This is a genomic window from Alloscardovia sp. HMSC034E08 (genome assembly GCF_001813415.1).
GTDB lineage: Bacteria > Actinomycetota > Actinomycetes > Actinomycetales > Bifidobacteriaceae > Alloscardovia > Alloscardovia omnicolens.
The window spans coordinates 933,303-946,710 of record NZ_KV812468.1 but is presented as its reverse complement, the minus strand read 5'-3'; the positions used below and the strand labels follow the sequence as shown (position 1 = coordinate 946,710).

Below are 13,408 nucleotides of genomic sequence, written 5' to 3'. Positions count from 1 at the left end.
GCACAAGTAAAGGTTGATTATAAAGTGTCTACCCAGCCCAAAAGCCTCACATCTTGGCTCACCACTATCGCTTTTGCGATAGTGGTGGCTGTGGTAGGCACTTTTGCATACCGTTTGGGTGCTGCCTACAATATTCCCTATGGTTTGTTCTTAACCCTTCTTGCTGTGGGCATGTCGAGCTTTATGGCAGGAGTGCGCGGCAATATTTGGCATATTTTTGCGCATGGAGCTGTGTCTATTGGCATTACGTGGGCAATGGCATTATCGAGTACGAGTACGGTGGTGGCTTTAGGTGGTTCCTCGCTGATTACCTATTGGTCGCAGCATTGTTCGCTTTACTGGTTGTATGGCATTATTGTTGTACATCTGGTCGTTATGTTTTTACCGGCTCGATGGACGAAGGCTTTCCAAGACTAAAAACCCTTAGACACAAAGGATGCTTATGCGCTTGTACTATTTAGGTCCGCACGGTTCGTTTACGCATCAAGCAGCACAAGCAGCAGCGCAGCGGTACAGTAAGAGCGGCGACAGCGTTGAGCTGAGCGCCTGCGCGAACGAGCGAGAAATTGTGTCGCATGTAGAAGCCACTGATGGCTGGGGCATTATCGCTTGGGAAAATAATGTCGAAGGCTATATCGCTCAAAATCTCGACCGTCTTATCGACGCGCATAATATTGCGGGCATCGACCGCCTGAGCGTAAATGTTGAGTTTGACGCTTTCGTGCGCAAAGATCACACAGAACTGATTGAAGTGAGCGCTCATCCGCACGGTTTAGCGCAATGTACTAAGTTTATCGCGGACAATCAGCTTCGTTTAGTTCCCGCGCAATCAAATACAGCGGCCTGCGAAAACCTGCAGCCGCATCAAATAGCTTTAGGACCTCAAAACTCGGGGGAGCTGTACGGTTTAGACACCTATAAACGCGCGGTTCAGGATTATAGTGGCGCACACACAGATTTTCTCGTTCTCGCACCGCGCGAAGCCGTTGTAGAGCGTAACCGCTTGCGCTGCGCTTCGAAGGCTTCCTGCGAAAGCATTATTACTGTTATTCCGCTGTTTACTGGTCCAGGCGTAGTAGCGAATCTGTTGGACGTGTTCCGCGATAACGGTTTAAACATGACCAGCCTTATTTCTCGCCCGATTAAGGCGGTGGACGGTACGTACAGTTTTGTGATTACTTTAGACGCGGCACCGTGGGACGCGAATATGCAGGCCGTTTTACGCGAGATAGAAGAGCACGGTGATTGGGTAAAGATTTTAGCCGTCTATGAGCAGCGCGATATAACGCATGTGCCGGTGTCGCAATGGAATTTGCCGCAGGTGGGAATCAACCCGATGTTGGTGGAGGAGTAGACAGTGAAGATTGGTATTGCAGGACTCGGCTTGATTGGCGGATCCCTCGCATTAGCCTTGCGCGAGAACGGTTTCGACGTTGTGGCGTGGAATCATCGTAGCGCTCCTTACGAGGCTGCGCGCACAAACGGTATCGAATGCGCTCGCCGTATAGAAGAGCTTGCCGCGGCTGAGCCGGATGTTCTCGTTTTGTGCACGCCTTTGAAGGCGATGGATTCGGTTTTGCAGCGTTTAGCGCCGGTATTATCGCACAAGACAACGCTTACCGATGTGGGCAGCGTAAAGCGCGAAGTATTAGACAGTGTATCTCGCCACGGTTTGCGCTCGGTTTTTGTGGGTGCGCATCCTATGGCTGGCAATGAGCTCGCAGGTTTTGACGCTGCAGATGCACGGTTATTTGATGGTGCAACGTGGGCGTTAACTGTAGAAAAAGATACTGACCGTGAGCGTTTTATTCACGTGGGACAAATGGTGTGCGATGGCGTAAAAAACCGTTTTATCGTAACCACGTCCGTTGAGCACGATAAAGCAACGGCTCAAATTTCTCATATGCCCCATGTGGTGGCTACCGCCTTGGCTGCACAGTTGGTGGATAATCCTGTGTCGAACGTGGCGTTGGCTTTGGCTGCAGGCTCGTGGCGCGATATGACGCGCGTAGCTCTGACCACTCCTGATCGTACGCAGGCGATGGTGGACGAGAATCCCGATAACGTGGCAGTTTTGTTGCATGGCATGGCGCAGCGACTTGAAGAAGCGGCAGAGCTTATCGAGAAGGGCGCGCCTTTGGCGAGCTTCTTTATGCGCGCGCAGCCGTATCGCGAGGTGAAGGCAAAGCTGAACAAAAAGATTCCAGAGGGAGTCTTTACTGTGCGCTGTGGGGAAAGCGACGATTCCTGGGCTTCGGATTTAGTAGCAGCATCGCGTCGTGGCGGTCGCGTTGAGCATATTGATGTTGTTGAAGCTACTGTGCGTCATTTCCCGCATTTGCGCGAGGAGGAATAGGTTTTAACCGCACAATCTTGCTGACTTCAATCCGCACAATCTGAGAGGGACGCGAACCGTTCGCCGCTGCATCGCGCTGCAAAACGAGAGCATCAGAGTGTGTCTCGAGAACGTGGCCCACGAAATCACGGAACTGCGTACGCCCTGTGAAACTATCGGTACCATCGGCAGTGCGCACAACAATGCGCGCACCCAACGGTATAGACTCTAAAGACACCATAGTGAGTATTATACTGAACACAGTTGCGCGAAGGAGGGTGCATGGACGAGGCGTTGGAGCAATATCTCAACTATATTCGCACGAATAAAGGCTTAAGCCCAGCAACTTTGCGCGCCTATCGGAGCGATCTTTCCGAAGCTTTCCGTGTGTTCGCCTTACGAGGACTTAACTCTCTCGAGGATATTACTCGCGATCATATCCGCTCTTGGATGGCACACGAAATGCATCGAGGAGCCACAAAATCAACAGTAGCGCGCAAAATCGTGGCGCTGCGCGGCTTCTTTTCCTACGCGTATACGCACGGCTTGTGCAGTACTAATCCTGCAGAATCAATCTCTACTCCCAAGCATTCCTCACGCCTGCCGGAAGTCTTAAGCAAAGACCAAGCAGAAGCTTTTATGGATGCGCCAAGTGGGGGAGAAGTAGAGGAAGATCCCGTCGCTCATGCGCATACTCTGCGTGATTCGGCCATGTTGGAGCTTCTGTATGCCACAGGAATTCGTGTGTCTGAGCTGGTCGGGCTTAATCTCGAAGATATCAACCTGAGTGAGCGGCTCCTAAAAGTAACGGGTAAAGGAAATAAGCAGCGCGTTGTTCCTTTCGGTCTGCCTGCGGCGCGCGCCTTAGAAGCGTGGATAGAGCAGGGGCGTTCTCTCGTGGCGAACAAAAAAACGCCGAGTGGAGCAGTGTTCTTGGGAAATCGCGGTGGTCGCATCGATCAGCGTATTGTGCGCGCGATTGTGCATCAACGTGCTCAGACTGCTGGAGTGCCCGATATTGCGCCGCATGCGCTGCGTCACAGTGCGGCCACACATATGCTCAACGGGGGAGCGGACCTGCGCGAGGTACAAGAGATTCTTGGCCATTCCTCGCTGTCTACGACGCAACGTTATACGCATGTGTCTATGGATAAGCTCAAAAAAACCTATGCGCAGGCTTTTCCGCGCGCATAAAGGCGTATTCCATATTCTGAAACGACAGTTGCGGTGCATAACTATAAATTTCTTTACTCGCAAAAACACTCGTTTTGCCTGTATTTATGCAATGTTTTATACATGACTATGCATAAATATATAATAATAAATATCAGATTTCTTTGATTTGGTATCCAATTCGAAACAATTTTCTGATACATTGATGCGGTATGTTCATACGAGTAATCGTGTGAGTGTACTTCGTGCATAATATCCGCCAATAAGCGGAGATGAAGAAAGAGATAGACATGAAGAAGTCGAAGTTAATGATGATGACCGCGGCCGTTGCTGCAGCTGTCATGACATTAGGCGCATGCGGCGCCTCCAAGGGTGGCTCTTCTAACAGCGCCTCTAGTGATTCTGTAATTACGGCTTTCGGTTCCGAGCCAGAAAACGCATTGATTCCAGCAATGACCAACGAATCCGGTGGTTTCCGTGCCGTTGATTTGCTGTTTTCCGGTCTCGTAGGTTTCGATACTAAGGGTAACGCAAAGAACGAAGTTGCTAAGAGCATCAAGGCTAACGACGATAACACTAAGTACGACATCGAAATTAGTGGCGACTGGAAGTTTACTGACGGTACTAAGGTAACCGCCGAATCCTTCACAAAGGCATGGAGCTACGCTGCTGTTGCTGCAAACTCGATGCTGAACAACTCTTGGTTCTCTAATATTAAGGGTTACGACGAGCTTCAGGCAGACGGTACTGCAAGCGATGCTCAGTTGAGCGGTTTGACTGTAACCGACGATACTCACTTCTCTGTAGAGCTCAAGAACAGCTCGTCCACCTTCCCAATTCAGGTGGGTTACCAAGCATTTATGCCATTGCCAGAATCCTTCTACAAGGATCCAAAGGCATTCGGTCAGAAACCAGTAGGTAACGGTGCATACAAGTTCAAGTCTTGGGAGCACAATCAGTCCATTAATCTCGTAAAGAACGACGATTACAAGGGCAACTTCCCAGGTAAGGCAAAGGAAATCGACTTCAAGATTTACACCGATATGGATACTGCATATGCAGATATTCAGGCAGGTAACTTGGATGTTATGGAATCCGTTCCAACCTCTGCAACCACTACTTTCGAGTCTGACTCTTCCGTACAGGCATACAACAAGCCTGGTTCTGTAATTCAGACTCTCACCATTCCAACCGATATGGATCACTTCCGCATGGACGACGAAGGTCGTTTGCGTCGTGCAGCAATCTCTCGCGCAATTAACCGCGAACAAATTGTAAAGAAGGTTCTCGGTGGCACTGGTACTCCAGCAGTAGACTACGTAACTCCAGCAATGCCTGGCTACTCCGAAGACCTTAAGGGCAACGAAGTACTCAAGTACGATGCTAACGAAGCTAAGAAGCTGTGGGAAGAAGCTAACAAGATTAGCGACTGGGGCAACACTAAGCTCACTTTGAGCTACAACGCAGACGGTGGTCACAAGGACATCTTCGATGCATATGCAAACTCTATTAAGAATGCTTTGGGCATCGATGCAGAAGCAACTCCAGTTGCAACCTTCCAACAGCTGCGTCAGGAAATTAACAACCGTTCCCTCAAGTCCATCTTCCGCGCAGGTTGGATGCCAGATTACCCATCCCCAGAAAACTACTTGCAGCCATTGTACAGCTCTGCTGCTGCAGACGGTAACGGTTCGAACGATGGTGACTACAAGAACCCTGAATTCGATGCTCTGCTCGTAAAGGCTAACGCTGCAGCAAGCGTAGAAGATGCAAACAAGGTATACCAGGAAGCAGAAGAGATGCTGCTCAAGGATCTGCCAAGTATCCCGATCTGCTATGCAAACAGCAAGGGCGTAGCAGCTCAGGGCGTTAAGGGCTTCACCATTGGTTGGAACTCTATGCCAGACTATCGCGCTTTGACTAAGTAAGTAAAAGAAAGTTATCTTGCTCAGTTAAGTATTAGCGAAACTCAAGAATTGGTGCTCATCTCGGGTAATATACCTGAGATGAGCACCTTCGAGGTGTAAAAGGGGTCTCACAACGTCCCGTTCATCTCGAAACGCGCAGTTCACATTGCGCGGTGTACTATGTCTAACCGATTAACACAAGTACACGTAAAACATGAAGAAAGATTGTGGGAAAAGCACAAGGAGATAATATATGTGGAAATACTTTCTACGCCGTGTGCTACAAATGATTCCAGTTGTTCTGGGTACCACGTTGCTTATTTACGCGTTGGTATTCGCACTTCCTGGCGATCCAGTTGTAGCAATGTTTGGCGATAAGCCAGTAAACGAGGCTATCGCTCAACAGATTCGAGCTGAGTACCATCTTGATCAGCCCTTCATCGTTCAGTATTTATACTTCCTTAAGAACGCCTTAACCTTGGACTTTGGTAACACCTTGCGCGGTGGCCGTCCTGTTATCGATGTTATTGCTTCTGCTTTCCCAGTAACCATTAAGCTGGGTCTTATGGCTTTCTGCTTCGAAGCTATTTTCGGCGTTATTTTCGGCATTATTTCCGGCTTAAAGAAGGGCAAGTGGTACGACTCCGTAATTCTTATCGTATCCTTGCTGCTCATCTCGGTTCCAACCTTCGTTGTTGGCTTCCTTATGCAGTACTTCTTGGGTGTGAAATGGGAAATCTTGCCTGTAACCGCAGGTGCGAACCCTGGCTTTATCGATTTGCTCATGCCAGCAATGGTGCTCGGCTCTGTATCGATGGCCTACATTATTCGCTTAACTCGCCGCGAAGTGTCGTCTAACCGTACTCTCGATTATGTGCGCACTGCTCGTGCTAAGGGTTTGAGTAACCGCAATGTTATTGTGCACCACATTTTGCGTAACTCCCTTATTCCAGTTGTTACGTATTTGGGTGCAGATTTGGGTGCTCTTATGGGTGGTGCAATGATTTCCGAGCGTATCTTTAACATCAACGGTATTGGTAACACCTTGTACAAGGCTATTTTGCAGGGCGAATCGAACCTCGTTGTATCTATTGTTACCGTGCTCGTGCTCATCTTCGTTATCTGCAACCTGGTTGTCGATATGATTTATGCTGTTCTCGACCCACGTATTCGTTACGCTTAAAGGAGACGAACGATAATGACTCAGAATTATTCACCACTTCCAGGTCAAGAACGTTACGTCGCTCCACTGGAAGAGACACCACTCAAAGCAGTTGATTCCGTCGATGCAGATGCCCCAGCAACAAGCATGTGGGCAGATGCATGGCGTAGCCTGCGCAAGAATCCGCTGTTTATTATTTCCGCAATTTTTATTCTCTTTATCGCCTTCGTAGCACTGTTTCCAAAGGTGTTTACGAATCTCAATCCTAACTATTGCGTGCTCGACAACTCGGCTGAGCCAGCAAGCCCCGGTCACTTCTTCGGCTTCGACCGTCAGGGTTGCGATATTTACGCTCGTGTAATCTATGGCACGCGCACCTCTCTGTCCGTTGGTATTCTCACCACTCTTATTGTGGTTCTTGCTGGTGGTCTTATTGGCGCTATTGCAGGTTACTTCGGCGGTTGGGTAGATGCTCTGCTGTCCCGCATCGTCGATATCTTCTACGCTATTCCGCTCTTGCTTGGTGCAATCGTAGTACTCCAGATGTTCACCACCTCGTCTTCTATTTGGAAGATTATTCTGGTTATGGCCATGTTCGGTTGGGTATCTATTGCTCGTATTGCGCGAAGCTCCGTTTTGGAAACAAAGAACCTTGAGTTCAATACTGCATCGACCGCTTTGGGTTCAACTCCAGTGCGTAACCTCTTCCGCCACGTTATTCCAAACGCTTTGGCTCCAGTTCTTGTTGTAGGTACCACATCGCTGGCAAGCTACATTGTGCTGGAAGCAACCTTGAGCTTCTTGGGTCTTGGCTTGCCATCGAGCAGCGTAAGCTGGGGTGGCGATATCTCCACCGCTCAAACCATGCTGCGCACCAATCCAATGGTTCTGTTCTGGCCATCTGCTGCATTAGCGATTACCGCTCTCGCCTTCATCATGTTGGGCGATGCTGTAAGCGATGCCTTGGATCCTAAGAGCCGTACAGAGTAGAGTAGAGGAGATTTACGATGACTGAAAATACAAACATTCCATCCCCTCTTCTTGAGGTTAGCAATTTAAACGTTGAGTTCAACACCTCCGTGGGTTCCGTAAAGGCTGTGCGCAACGCCAGTTTTAACGTGTACCCAGGCCAGTGGGTAGCTATTGTAGGTGAATCCGGTTCGGGTAAGTCTACGTCTGCTATGGCTGCTATGGGTTTGCTCGCAGGAACCGGTCATATTACCTCCGGCTCCATTAAGCTCGAGGGTGAAGAGATTTCTGGTTTCACTCCTAAGCAGTTTGAGGCTATCCGCGGTTCGAAGATGGGCTTGGTTCCACAAGATCCGATGTCGAACTTGAATCCTGTTCACCGCATTGAGCGTCAGATTAAAGAAGCTCTCGTGGCCAATAACGTCGATATTAAGCGCGAAAAGCGTATCGCTCTTACCGATGTTTTGGAGCTGTCTGAGCGTGAGCAGTCTGCTCGTCAGTTTGTGAAGGACGATGATGATGAGCTCTTCCTTGGTTCGGCTCAGCGCGGCGATTTGATTGCTGCAGCACGCGCGGCAGGCGGTTCTGCTGTGTCGGAAGAAACGTACCAGCAGTGGGAGCAGGAGTGGATTCCTGGTTCTATTACCCGCTGGCTCGTTCTGCAAGATATGGTTACGGCAGGCATTAGCGAAGACAAGGCCAGCGAAATCGTAACCAAGTATGTTATTGGTTCTACGATGAGCGACCGTATTGCTGGTTTGCTCGACGAAGCAGGTATGCCAGATGCTGCTATGCGTGCTCGCCAGTATCCACATGAGTATTCTGGTGGTATGCGTCAGCGTGCGTTGATTGCTATGGGTTTGGCTGCTCGTCCTCGTCTGCTTATTGCCGATGAGCCAACTTCTGCTTTGGACGTTACTGTTCAGAAGAAGATTCTCGATCATTTACATGATTTGACCGATTCGCTCGGAACTGCAGTACTTTTTATTACCCACGATTTGGGTTTGGCTGCAGAACGCGCTCATCATATTGTGGTTATGTATAAGGGACAGGTTGTAGAGTCTGGTCCAAGTTTGGAAGTTCTCCAGCATCCTCAGCATCCATACACCAAGCGTTTGGTATCGGCTGCTCCATCGCTGGCTTCCAAGCGTATGGAATCTACTGTTAAGCGTGCAGAGGTACACGAAGAGCAGGCTGCAGCAGGGCATCCAGAAAACGTAAACGACACTGTTATTTCTGTAAAAAATCTGGTGCGTGAGTTTAAGGTTCCAGGACGCAAGGAAATGTTTAAGGCCGTAGACGACGTGTCCTTCGATGTGAAGCGTGGCACCACTTTGGCTATTGTAGGTGAGTCCGGTTCTGGTAAGTCTACTGTGGCGAACATGGTGCTCCATTTGCTCGACCCAACCAGCGGTACTGTAACTTACGAGGGAGAAGATATTCACTCTTTCGATAAGAAGCAGTTGCTCGACTTCCGTCGCCACGTACAGCCAGTCTTCCAGAACCCTTATGGTTCCTTGGATCCAACGTATACAATTTTCCGCTCTATCGAAGAGCCTTTGCGTATTCACAAGATTGGCAATCCTAAGAGCCGTGAAGCTCGCGTGCGTGAGTTGCTCGATATGGTAGAAATGCCACAGTCGGTTATGAGTCGTTATCCAAACGAGCTTTCTGGCGGTCAGCGTCAGCGTATTGCTGTGGCTCGCGCTATGGCTTTAAATCCAGATGTTATTGTGGCCGACGAAGCTGTATCTGCATTGGATGTGCTGGTGCAAGATCAGGTTCTGCATCTGCTCAACGATTTGCAAGCAGAACGCGGCTTAACCTATCTGTTTATTACGCACGATTTGGCAGTAGTTCGCCAGATTGCCGATGATGTTGTGGTTATGCAGCACGGTAAGCTCGTCGAACATGCTTCCACCGATGAGGTGTTTAACAACCCTCAAACCCAGTACACGTGCGATCTTTTGGATGCTATTCCAGGTGGCAAGCTCGAACTCGGATTGGACGAATAACTCTATGGTTATTTCGATTACAACATCGAATTTGAATGGTGTTCGTGCTGCAAAGCGCAAAGATATGTATTCTTGGGTGGAGCAGCACACGCCAGACGTGTGGGCTATTCAGGAAGTGCGTGCGCCACAAAGCGAGATTGACCCGATTTTTAGCGAAATCAGTGGTATCTATGTGCAATCGCCGAAAGGCGCCAGCATGAGCGAACCGCTCACGTGCCAGAACGAAATCTGCCGTATTAAAGGACGCGCAGGTGTCGGACTCCTGAGCGCTCTGCCAGTAGTGGAGCAGCGTTACGGTCTGCTCGATCTGGAAGAAGACGTCGATTCGGGTCGTTGGATTGAATCCGATATTCGCACTCCAGAAGGCTATACGATAACGGTAGTCAGCGTTTACGTGCATGCGGGTAATGTGGATCATCCCGATAAAATGGAGCAGAAGTTCCGTTTCCTCGAGAAGATGACCGAGCGTATGCGCCAACTGCAAGATATCGCTGCCGCTGGCGGTAATCAAGCGGTTCTATGCGGAGACTTTAATATCGCGCACACGCCTATCGATATTAAAAACGCAAAGTCGAACGAGAAATCAGCAGGTTTCTTGCCAGAAGAGCGCGTCTATATCGATAAATGGCTTGATGAGCTCGAGTATGTGGACGTTATGCGCGACCTGGCGGGCGAGATTCAAGGTCCGTACACGTGGTGGTCGCAGCGCGGTAAAGCTTTCGATAACGATACAGGCTGGCGCATCGACTATCAGTTTGCAACACCTGAGTTAGCGCACACAGCACGCGGCTTTAGGATCGACAAAGCGCCGTCCTACGACACGCGATGGTCCGATCATGCGGCCTTGACCATTACGTACGAGGTGTAAAACCCGCATAAAGCAAAGCCATGAGTGGAACAGAAATGTTCGACTCATGGCTTTCAGCATTTTTTAAGGTGCGTACCCTAATGTATTCTTGAGTTTCGTAACGCTTGCGAAAGGATAATTATGGGATTCTTCGGCTTCAGTAAGAAGAAGACAGAGGATGTCGAGGAGGAAGTCCTCGACCAGACCAGCGACAGCACTCAAGAAGATGCGCAGGATATTGAACTTCATGGTCCATGGGATATCAATGATGATGACGCCCCAGACTACGATGAATACTTGAATATGGGAGCTTTGTATCTGCCATTCCTCTTTGGCATTGAATTGCGTTTGAAGGCTTCAAATGCTGACGGCAATATTGTGAGTACCACAATCACCTATAAGAATTCCTCATTGGAAATGGAGGTCTTTGCTGCTCCAAAGTCAATGGGTATTTGGGATGAAGTGCGTCAAGAGTTCCTCGATAATCGCGCAAAAGCAGAAGAAACAGATGGTTTCTTTGGCAAAGAAATTTTGCTGCCTGTAACCGTTCAAGGCAAAGAAGTAATGTCTCGCATTGTTGGCGTTGACGGTCCTCGTTGGATGGTTCGCGCGATTTTTACCGGTCCAGCAGCCACTGACGATAGCTCAGAAGAGAAGCAAGCTCTCGATAAGTTCCTTTCTGACGTAGTAGTGAACCGCGGTTCCGAGCCTTTGGCTCCGCGCGATCGTGTCTTCTTAAGCCGTCCTCTTACACCGTCACAGGTTAAGGAAATGGAAGCTGCTGCTGCCCAAGCTGCAGAGAATGAAAACGATCACAACCAATTCGAATTACCTGAAGATCCAGATGGCTATGGTCAGCAAAGTCAGGTGCAGCACACGTTGCGTCGCGGTCCGCTTTTCTCTGAGATGCGCTAATGTCTACCAGCGAAAACGGAAAGGATAAAGGTCTTAAATCTTTGGCAGATTCCTCCGATGACTTCTCCGTATGGGAAGCCATCAGAGGTTGGCGTGGTGTAGCTGAGGCGGTTGTGCCATTCGTCGCTTTTACCGTGAGCTACATTTTCACTCAAAACTTGATTTTGTCACTGATTTGTGTGGGTGTTTTGCTCACCGCAATTATTGTCGCCCGTCTTGTTCAAAAGCAAACGCTTATGGGCGCTCTTTCTGGAACCTTCGTTACGTTTATTTCTGTGGCTTTTGCTGCACTACAGAATTCAGCTCGTGATTTTTACAGTCCAGGCATTTTTATTAATACTTTTGCGGTTCTGATTCTTATGGCTTCTCTCATACTGAGAAAGCCGGGTATTGGTTGGATACTTGATCAGTTTACCAGCGAATCGACGATGCAGAGCTTATATAAGCCGTACGTGCGGACCACGTGGGTATGGATTGGCGGCTTCGTCTTGCGCTTAGCTGTGGAAGTGCCACTGTATATTATGCATAACGTTGAAGCTTTGGGAGCGGCACGTATTATTACAGGAGTGCCGCTTTTTGCTTGTATGTTGCTTATATCTTGGCTGATTATTGCTCCTGCTCGTAAGAAAGACAAAAATGACTGATAGCTCCACTGAGTCACAGCTTAAGAACGTGGGCGATGGACGCCTCGAAGCTAACGTTGTTATTGAACGTTTTGCTGATCAGGGACGTTGCATAACACATATTGATGGTCGCGTAGTTTTTGTGCGCTTTGCTTTGCCTGGCGAAAAAGTACGTGTACGTATTGATGAACCGCATAATCGCAAAGACCGTTTTTGGACTGCTGAAGTAACTGATGTGTATGAAGCTAGCCCATATCGTGTTGAGCCTTCATGGACTCTTGCTGGACCTCTGGCATGGGGTGGAGGAGTAGGTGGAGCAGATCTCACCCATGTGTCTTTGGAAGGGCAGCTAGCGTGGAAACAAGCCAGCATTGAGGAACAGATAAAGCGCATTGGCAAGATTGACGGCATACATGTTCCTGTTCTTCGCGTTCCAGAGGACGAGGGTGCTCAGGGACTGCATTGGCGTACGCGCGTTGAATTTATTACAGATGACAATGGGTTTGTGTCTATGCGTCGCCGTGAATCGCATGATCGCGTGCGTGTTACCGATATGCCTTTAGCATCCGCGCAGGTTCTCAAGGTTACTGAACATCTAGATTTGTTTAATCGTCGTTTTGAGCCAGGTTCACATCTTCGTATTACGACCCCGGAGCCACGCGAAGGGCAAGAAGATGTTCTAGCTTCCGGCAACTGGGCTCTTATGATTAACCAGGAACTGGCAGAAGGTCGCGAATACGTACGTGAGCGCGTGCAGTTGAATGATGGCAAAGCAATGGAATACAGTGTGCTTGCCTCCGGATTCTGGCAGATGCATCGTATGGCTCCACAAGTTTTAGCTAACGATGTGCTTGATCTTGCGCGTGAATATGCACAGATAGACGATAAGAGCGTGATATGGGATTTGTATTCCGGCTCGGGACTGTTTACTATGCCTCTTGCTTCTCGTATAGTACCGAACAGGGAAGTGCTCGCGATAGAGGGCGCTGAACAGGCGGTTTCTTCAGCAATCAAAAACGCGAAACGTAATAATATTAGCAACGTAACCGAGGTTGCGGGCGATGTGCTTCAGTCTTTACGTCATGTGAAGAAAAACTATGCGAACCTTGATCAGCCGGATTTGGTTGTTCTCGATCCGCCGCGTGCAGGGGCGGGCAAGAAAGTTGTGGAACAGATTGCTGCTTCTGGCGCTTCCAGCGTTATTTATGTGTCGTGTAATCCTGCTTCTCTAGCACGTGATTTAGCTGTTTTCACTGCGCAGGGCTATGAGCTGAGCTTTATTCACGCACATGATATTTACCCGATGACGCATCATGTGGAGTGTGTTGTATTGATGTCAAGGGCAGATGTGAAATGACCTCTACGCCTATTGAAATCAATAAATTGAGTCCAAGATTTAATTGGGGAGGGGCACAATTTAGATGTGGCGGGTGTATCATTATCAATGATTGGAGTTGTATGA

General features: G+C 49.0%; 12 protein-coding genes and 1 pseudogene. 12 read left to right on the top strand and 1 reads right to left on the bottom strand.

Annotated features, from left to right (window positions below; all coding sequences use genetic code 11):
- Positions 1 to 24 precede the first annotated feature (24 nt).
- From HMPREF2909_RS05670 to HMPREF2909_RS05660, 3 genes are read left to right on the top strand one after another with little or no spacing between them, the layout of a single operon-like run.
- Positions 25 to 417: a hypothetical protein gene (locus tag HMPREF2909_RS05670; protein WP_071415539.1), complete on the top strand. Its 393-nt coding sequence runs from the start codon at positions 25 to 27 to the stop codon at positions 415 to 417.
- 25 nt (positions 418 to 442) lie between these two features.
- Positions 443 to 1,354: a prephenate dehydratase gene (locus tag HMPREF2909_RS05665; RefSeq protein ID WP_246815520.1), complete on the top strand. Its 912-nt coding sequence runs from the start codon at positions 443 to 445 to the stop codon at positions 1,352 to 1,354.
- Between the two features lie 3 nt (positions 1,355 to 1,357).
- Positions 1,358 to 2,356: a prephenate dehydrogenase gene (locus tag HMPREF2909_RS05660; protein ID WP_071415537.1), complete on the top strand. Its 999-nt coding sequence runs from the start codon at positions 1,358 to 1,360 to the stop codon at positions 2,354 to 2,356.
- Here the strand turns inward: HMPREF2909_RS05660 and HMPREF2909_RS05655 are convergent.
- On the bottom strand, positions 2,316 to 2,576 hold the full coding sequence (locus tag HMPREF2909_RS05655) for a DUF6725 family protein (RefSeq protein ID WP_071415536.1): 261 nt from the start codon (positions 2,574 to 2,576) through the stop codon (positions 2,316 to 2,318). The two genes, HMPREF2909_RS05660 and HMPREF2909_RS05655, sit on opposite strands and share 41 nt — an antisense overlap.
- A gap of 41 nt (positions 2,577 to 2,617) precedes the next feature.
- Between HMPREF2909_RS05655 and xerC the strand changes: the two genes are divergently transcribed.
- The 9 genes and pseudogenes from xerC to HMPREF2909_RS05610 all read left to right on the top strand — a co-directional run bounded on the left by xerC (position 2,618) and on the right by HMPREF2909_RS05610 (position 13,303).
- A complete protein-coding gene (xerC, locus tag HMPREF2909_RS05650) occupies positions 2,618 to 3,529 on the top strand; it encodes a tyrosine recombinase XerC (protein ID WP_071415535.1) in 912 nt (303 codons plus the stop codon).
- 269 nt (positions 3,530 to 3,798) lie between these two features.
- The gene (locus tag HMPREF2909_RS05645) at positions 3,799 to 5,436 is read left to right on the top strand and encodes a peptide ABC transporter substrate-binding protein (protein WP_071415534.1); all 1,638 of its coding nucleotides are present in this window, start codon (positions 3,799 to 3,801) and stop codon (positions 5,434 to 5,436) included.
- Between the two features lie 232 nt (positions 5,437 to 5,668).
- Positions 5,669 to 6,598: an ABC transporter permease gene (locus HMPREF2909_RS05640; RefSeq protein WP_021618235.1), complete on the top strand. Its 930-nt coding sequence runs from the start codon at positions 5,669 to 5,671 to the stop codon at positions 6,596 to 6,598.
- A 15-nt stretch (positions 6,599 to 6,613) separates the two neighbouring features.
- The gene (locus HMPREF2909_RS05635) at positions 6,614 to 7,567 is read left to right on the top strand and encodes an ABC transporter permease (RefSeq protein WP_071415533.1); all 954 of its coding nucleotides are present in this window, start codon (positions 6,614 to 6,616) and stop codon (positions 7,565 to 7,567) included.
- Positions 7,568 to 7,611: 44 nt separating this feature from the next.
- Positions 7,612 to 9,561: pseudogene (locus HMPREF2909_RS05630) on the top strand (dipeptide ABC transporter ATP-binding protein); the annotation flags it as partial.
- Positions 9,562 to 9,565: 4 nt separating this feature from the next.
- On the top strand, positions 9,566 to 10,429 hold the full coding sequence (locus tag HMPREF2909_RS05625) for an exodeoxyribonuclease III (RefSeq protein WP_071415531.1): 864 nt from the start codon (positions 9,566 to 9,568) through the stop codon (positions 10,427 to 10,429).
- 120 nt (positions 10,430 to 10,549) lie between these two features.
- Entirely contained in the window at positions 10,550 to 11,323 is a 774-nt protein-coding gene (locus HMPREF2909_RS05620) for a DUF3710 domain-containing protein (RefSeq protein WP_071415530.1), read from the top strand.
- Positions 11,323 to 11,967, top strand: a complete 645-nt coding sequence (locus tag HMPREF2909_RS05615) for a DUF3159 domain-containing protein (protein ID WP_071415529.1) — start codon at positions 11,323 to 11,325, stop codon at positions 11,965 to 11,967. The genes HMPREF2909_RS05620 and HMPREF2909_RS05615 overlap by 1 nt, the downstream gene beginning before the upstream one ends.
- Entirely contained in the window at positions 11,960 to 13,303 is a 1,344-nt protein-coding gene (locus HMPREF2909_RS05610; RefSeq protein ID WP_071415528.1) for a class I SAM-dependent RNA methyltransferase, read from the top strand. The genes HMPREF2909_RS05615 and HMPREF2909_RS05610 overlap by 8 nt, the downstream gene beginning before the upstream one ends.
- The last annotated feature ends 105 nt before the right edge of the window (positions 13,304 to 13,408 follow it).

What these genes read in the sequence shown, in the direction of transcription:
- HMPREF2909_RS05645 (WP_071415534.1), top strand. Translation starts at nt 3,799, where the DNA reads ATGAAGAAGTCGAAGTTAATGATGATGACCGCGGCCGTTGCTGCAGCT.
- HMPREF2909_RS05615 (WP_071415529.1), top strand. Translation starts at nt 11,323, where the DNA reads ATGTCTACCAGCGAAAACGGAAAGGATAAAGGTCTTAAATCTTTGGCA.
- HMPREF2909_RS05640 (WP_021618235.1), top strand. Translation starts at nt 5,669, where the DNA reads ATGTGGAAATACTTTCTACGCCGTGTGCTACAAATGATTCCAGTTGTT.
- HMPREF2909_RS05610 (WP_071415528.1), top strand. Translation starts at nt 11,960, where the DNA reads ATGACTGATAGCTCCACTGAGTCACAGCTTAAGAACGTGGGCGATGGA.
- xerC (WP_071415535.1), top strand. Translation starts at nt 2,618, where the DNA reads ATGGACGAGGCGTTGGAGCAATATCTCAACTATATTCGCACGAATAAA.
- HMPREF2909_RS05635 (WP_071415533.1), top strand. Translation starts at nt 6,614, where the DNA reads ATGACTCAGAATTATTCACCACTTCCAGGTCAAGAACGTTACGTCGCT.
- HMPREF2909_RS05665 (WP_246815520.1), top strand. Translation starts at nt 443, where the DNA reads ATGCGCTTGTACTATTTAGGTCCGCACGGTTCGTTTACGCATCAAGCA.
- HMPREF2909_RS05625 (WP_071415531.1), top strand. Translation starts at nt 9,566, where the DNA reads ATGGTTATTTCGATTACAACATCGAATTTGAATGGTGTTCGTGCTGCA.
- HMPREF2909_RS05620 (WP_071415530.1), top strand. Translation starts at nt 10,550, where the DNA reads ATGGGATTCTTCGGCTTCAGTAAGAAGAAGACAGAGGATGTCGAGGAG.
- HMPREF2909_RS05655 (WP_071415536.1), bottom strand. Translation starts at nt 2,576, where the DNA reads ATGGTGTCTTTAGAGTCTATACCGTTGGGTGCGCGCATTGTTGTGCGC.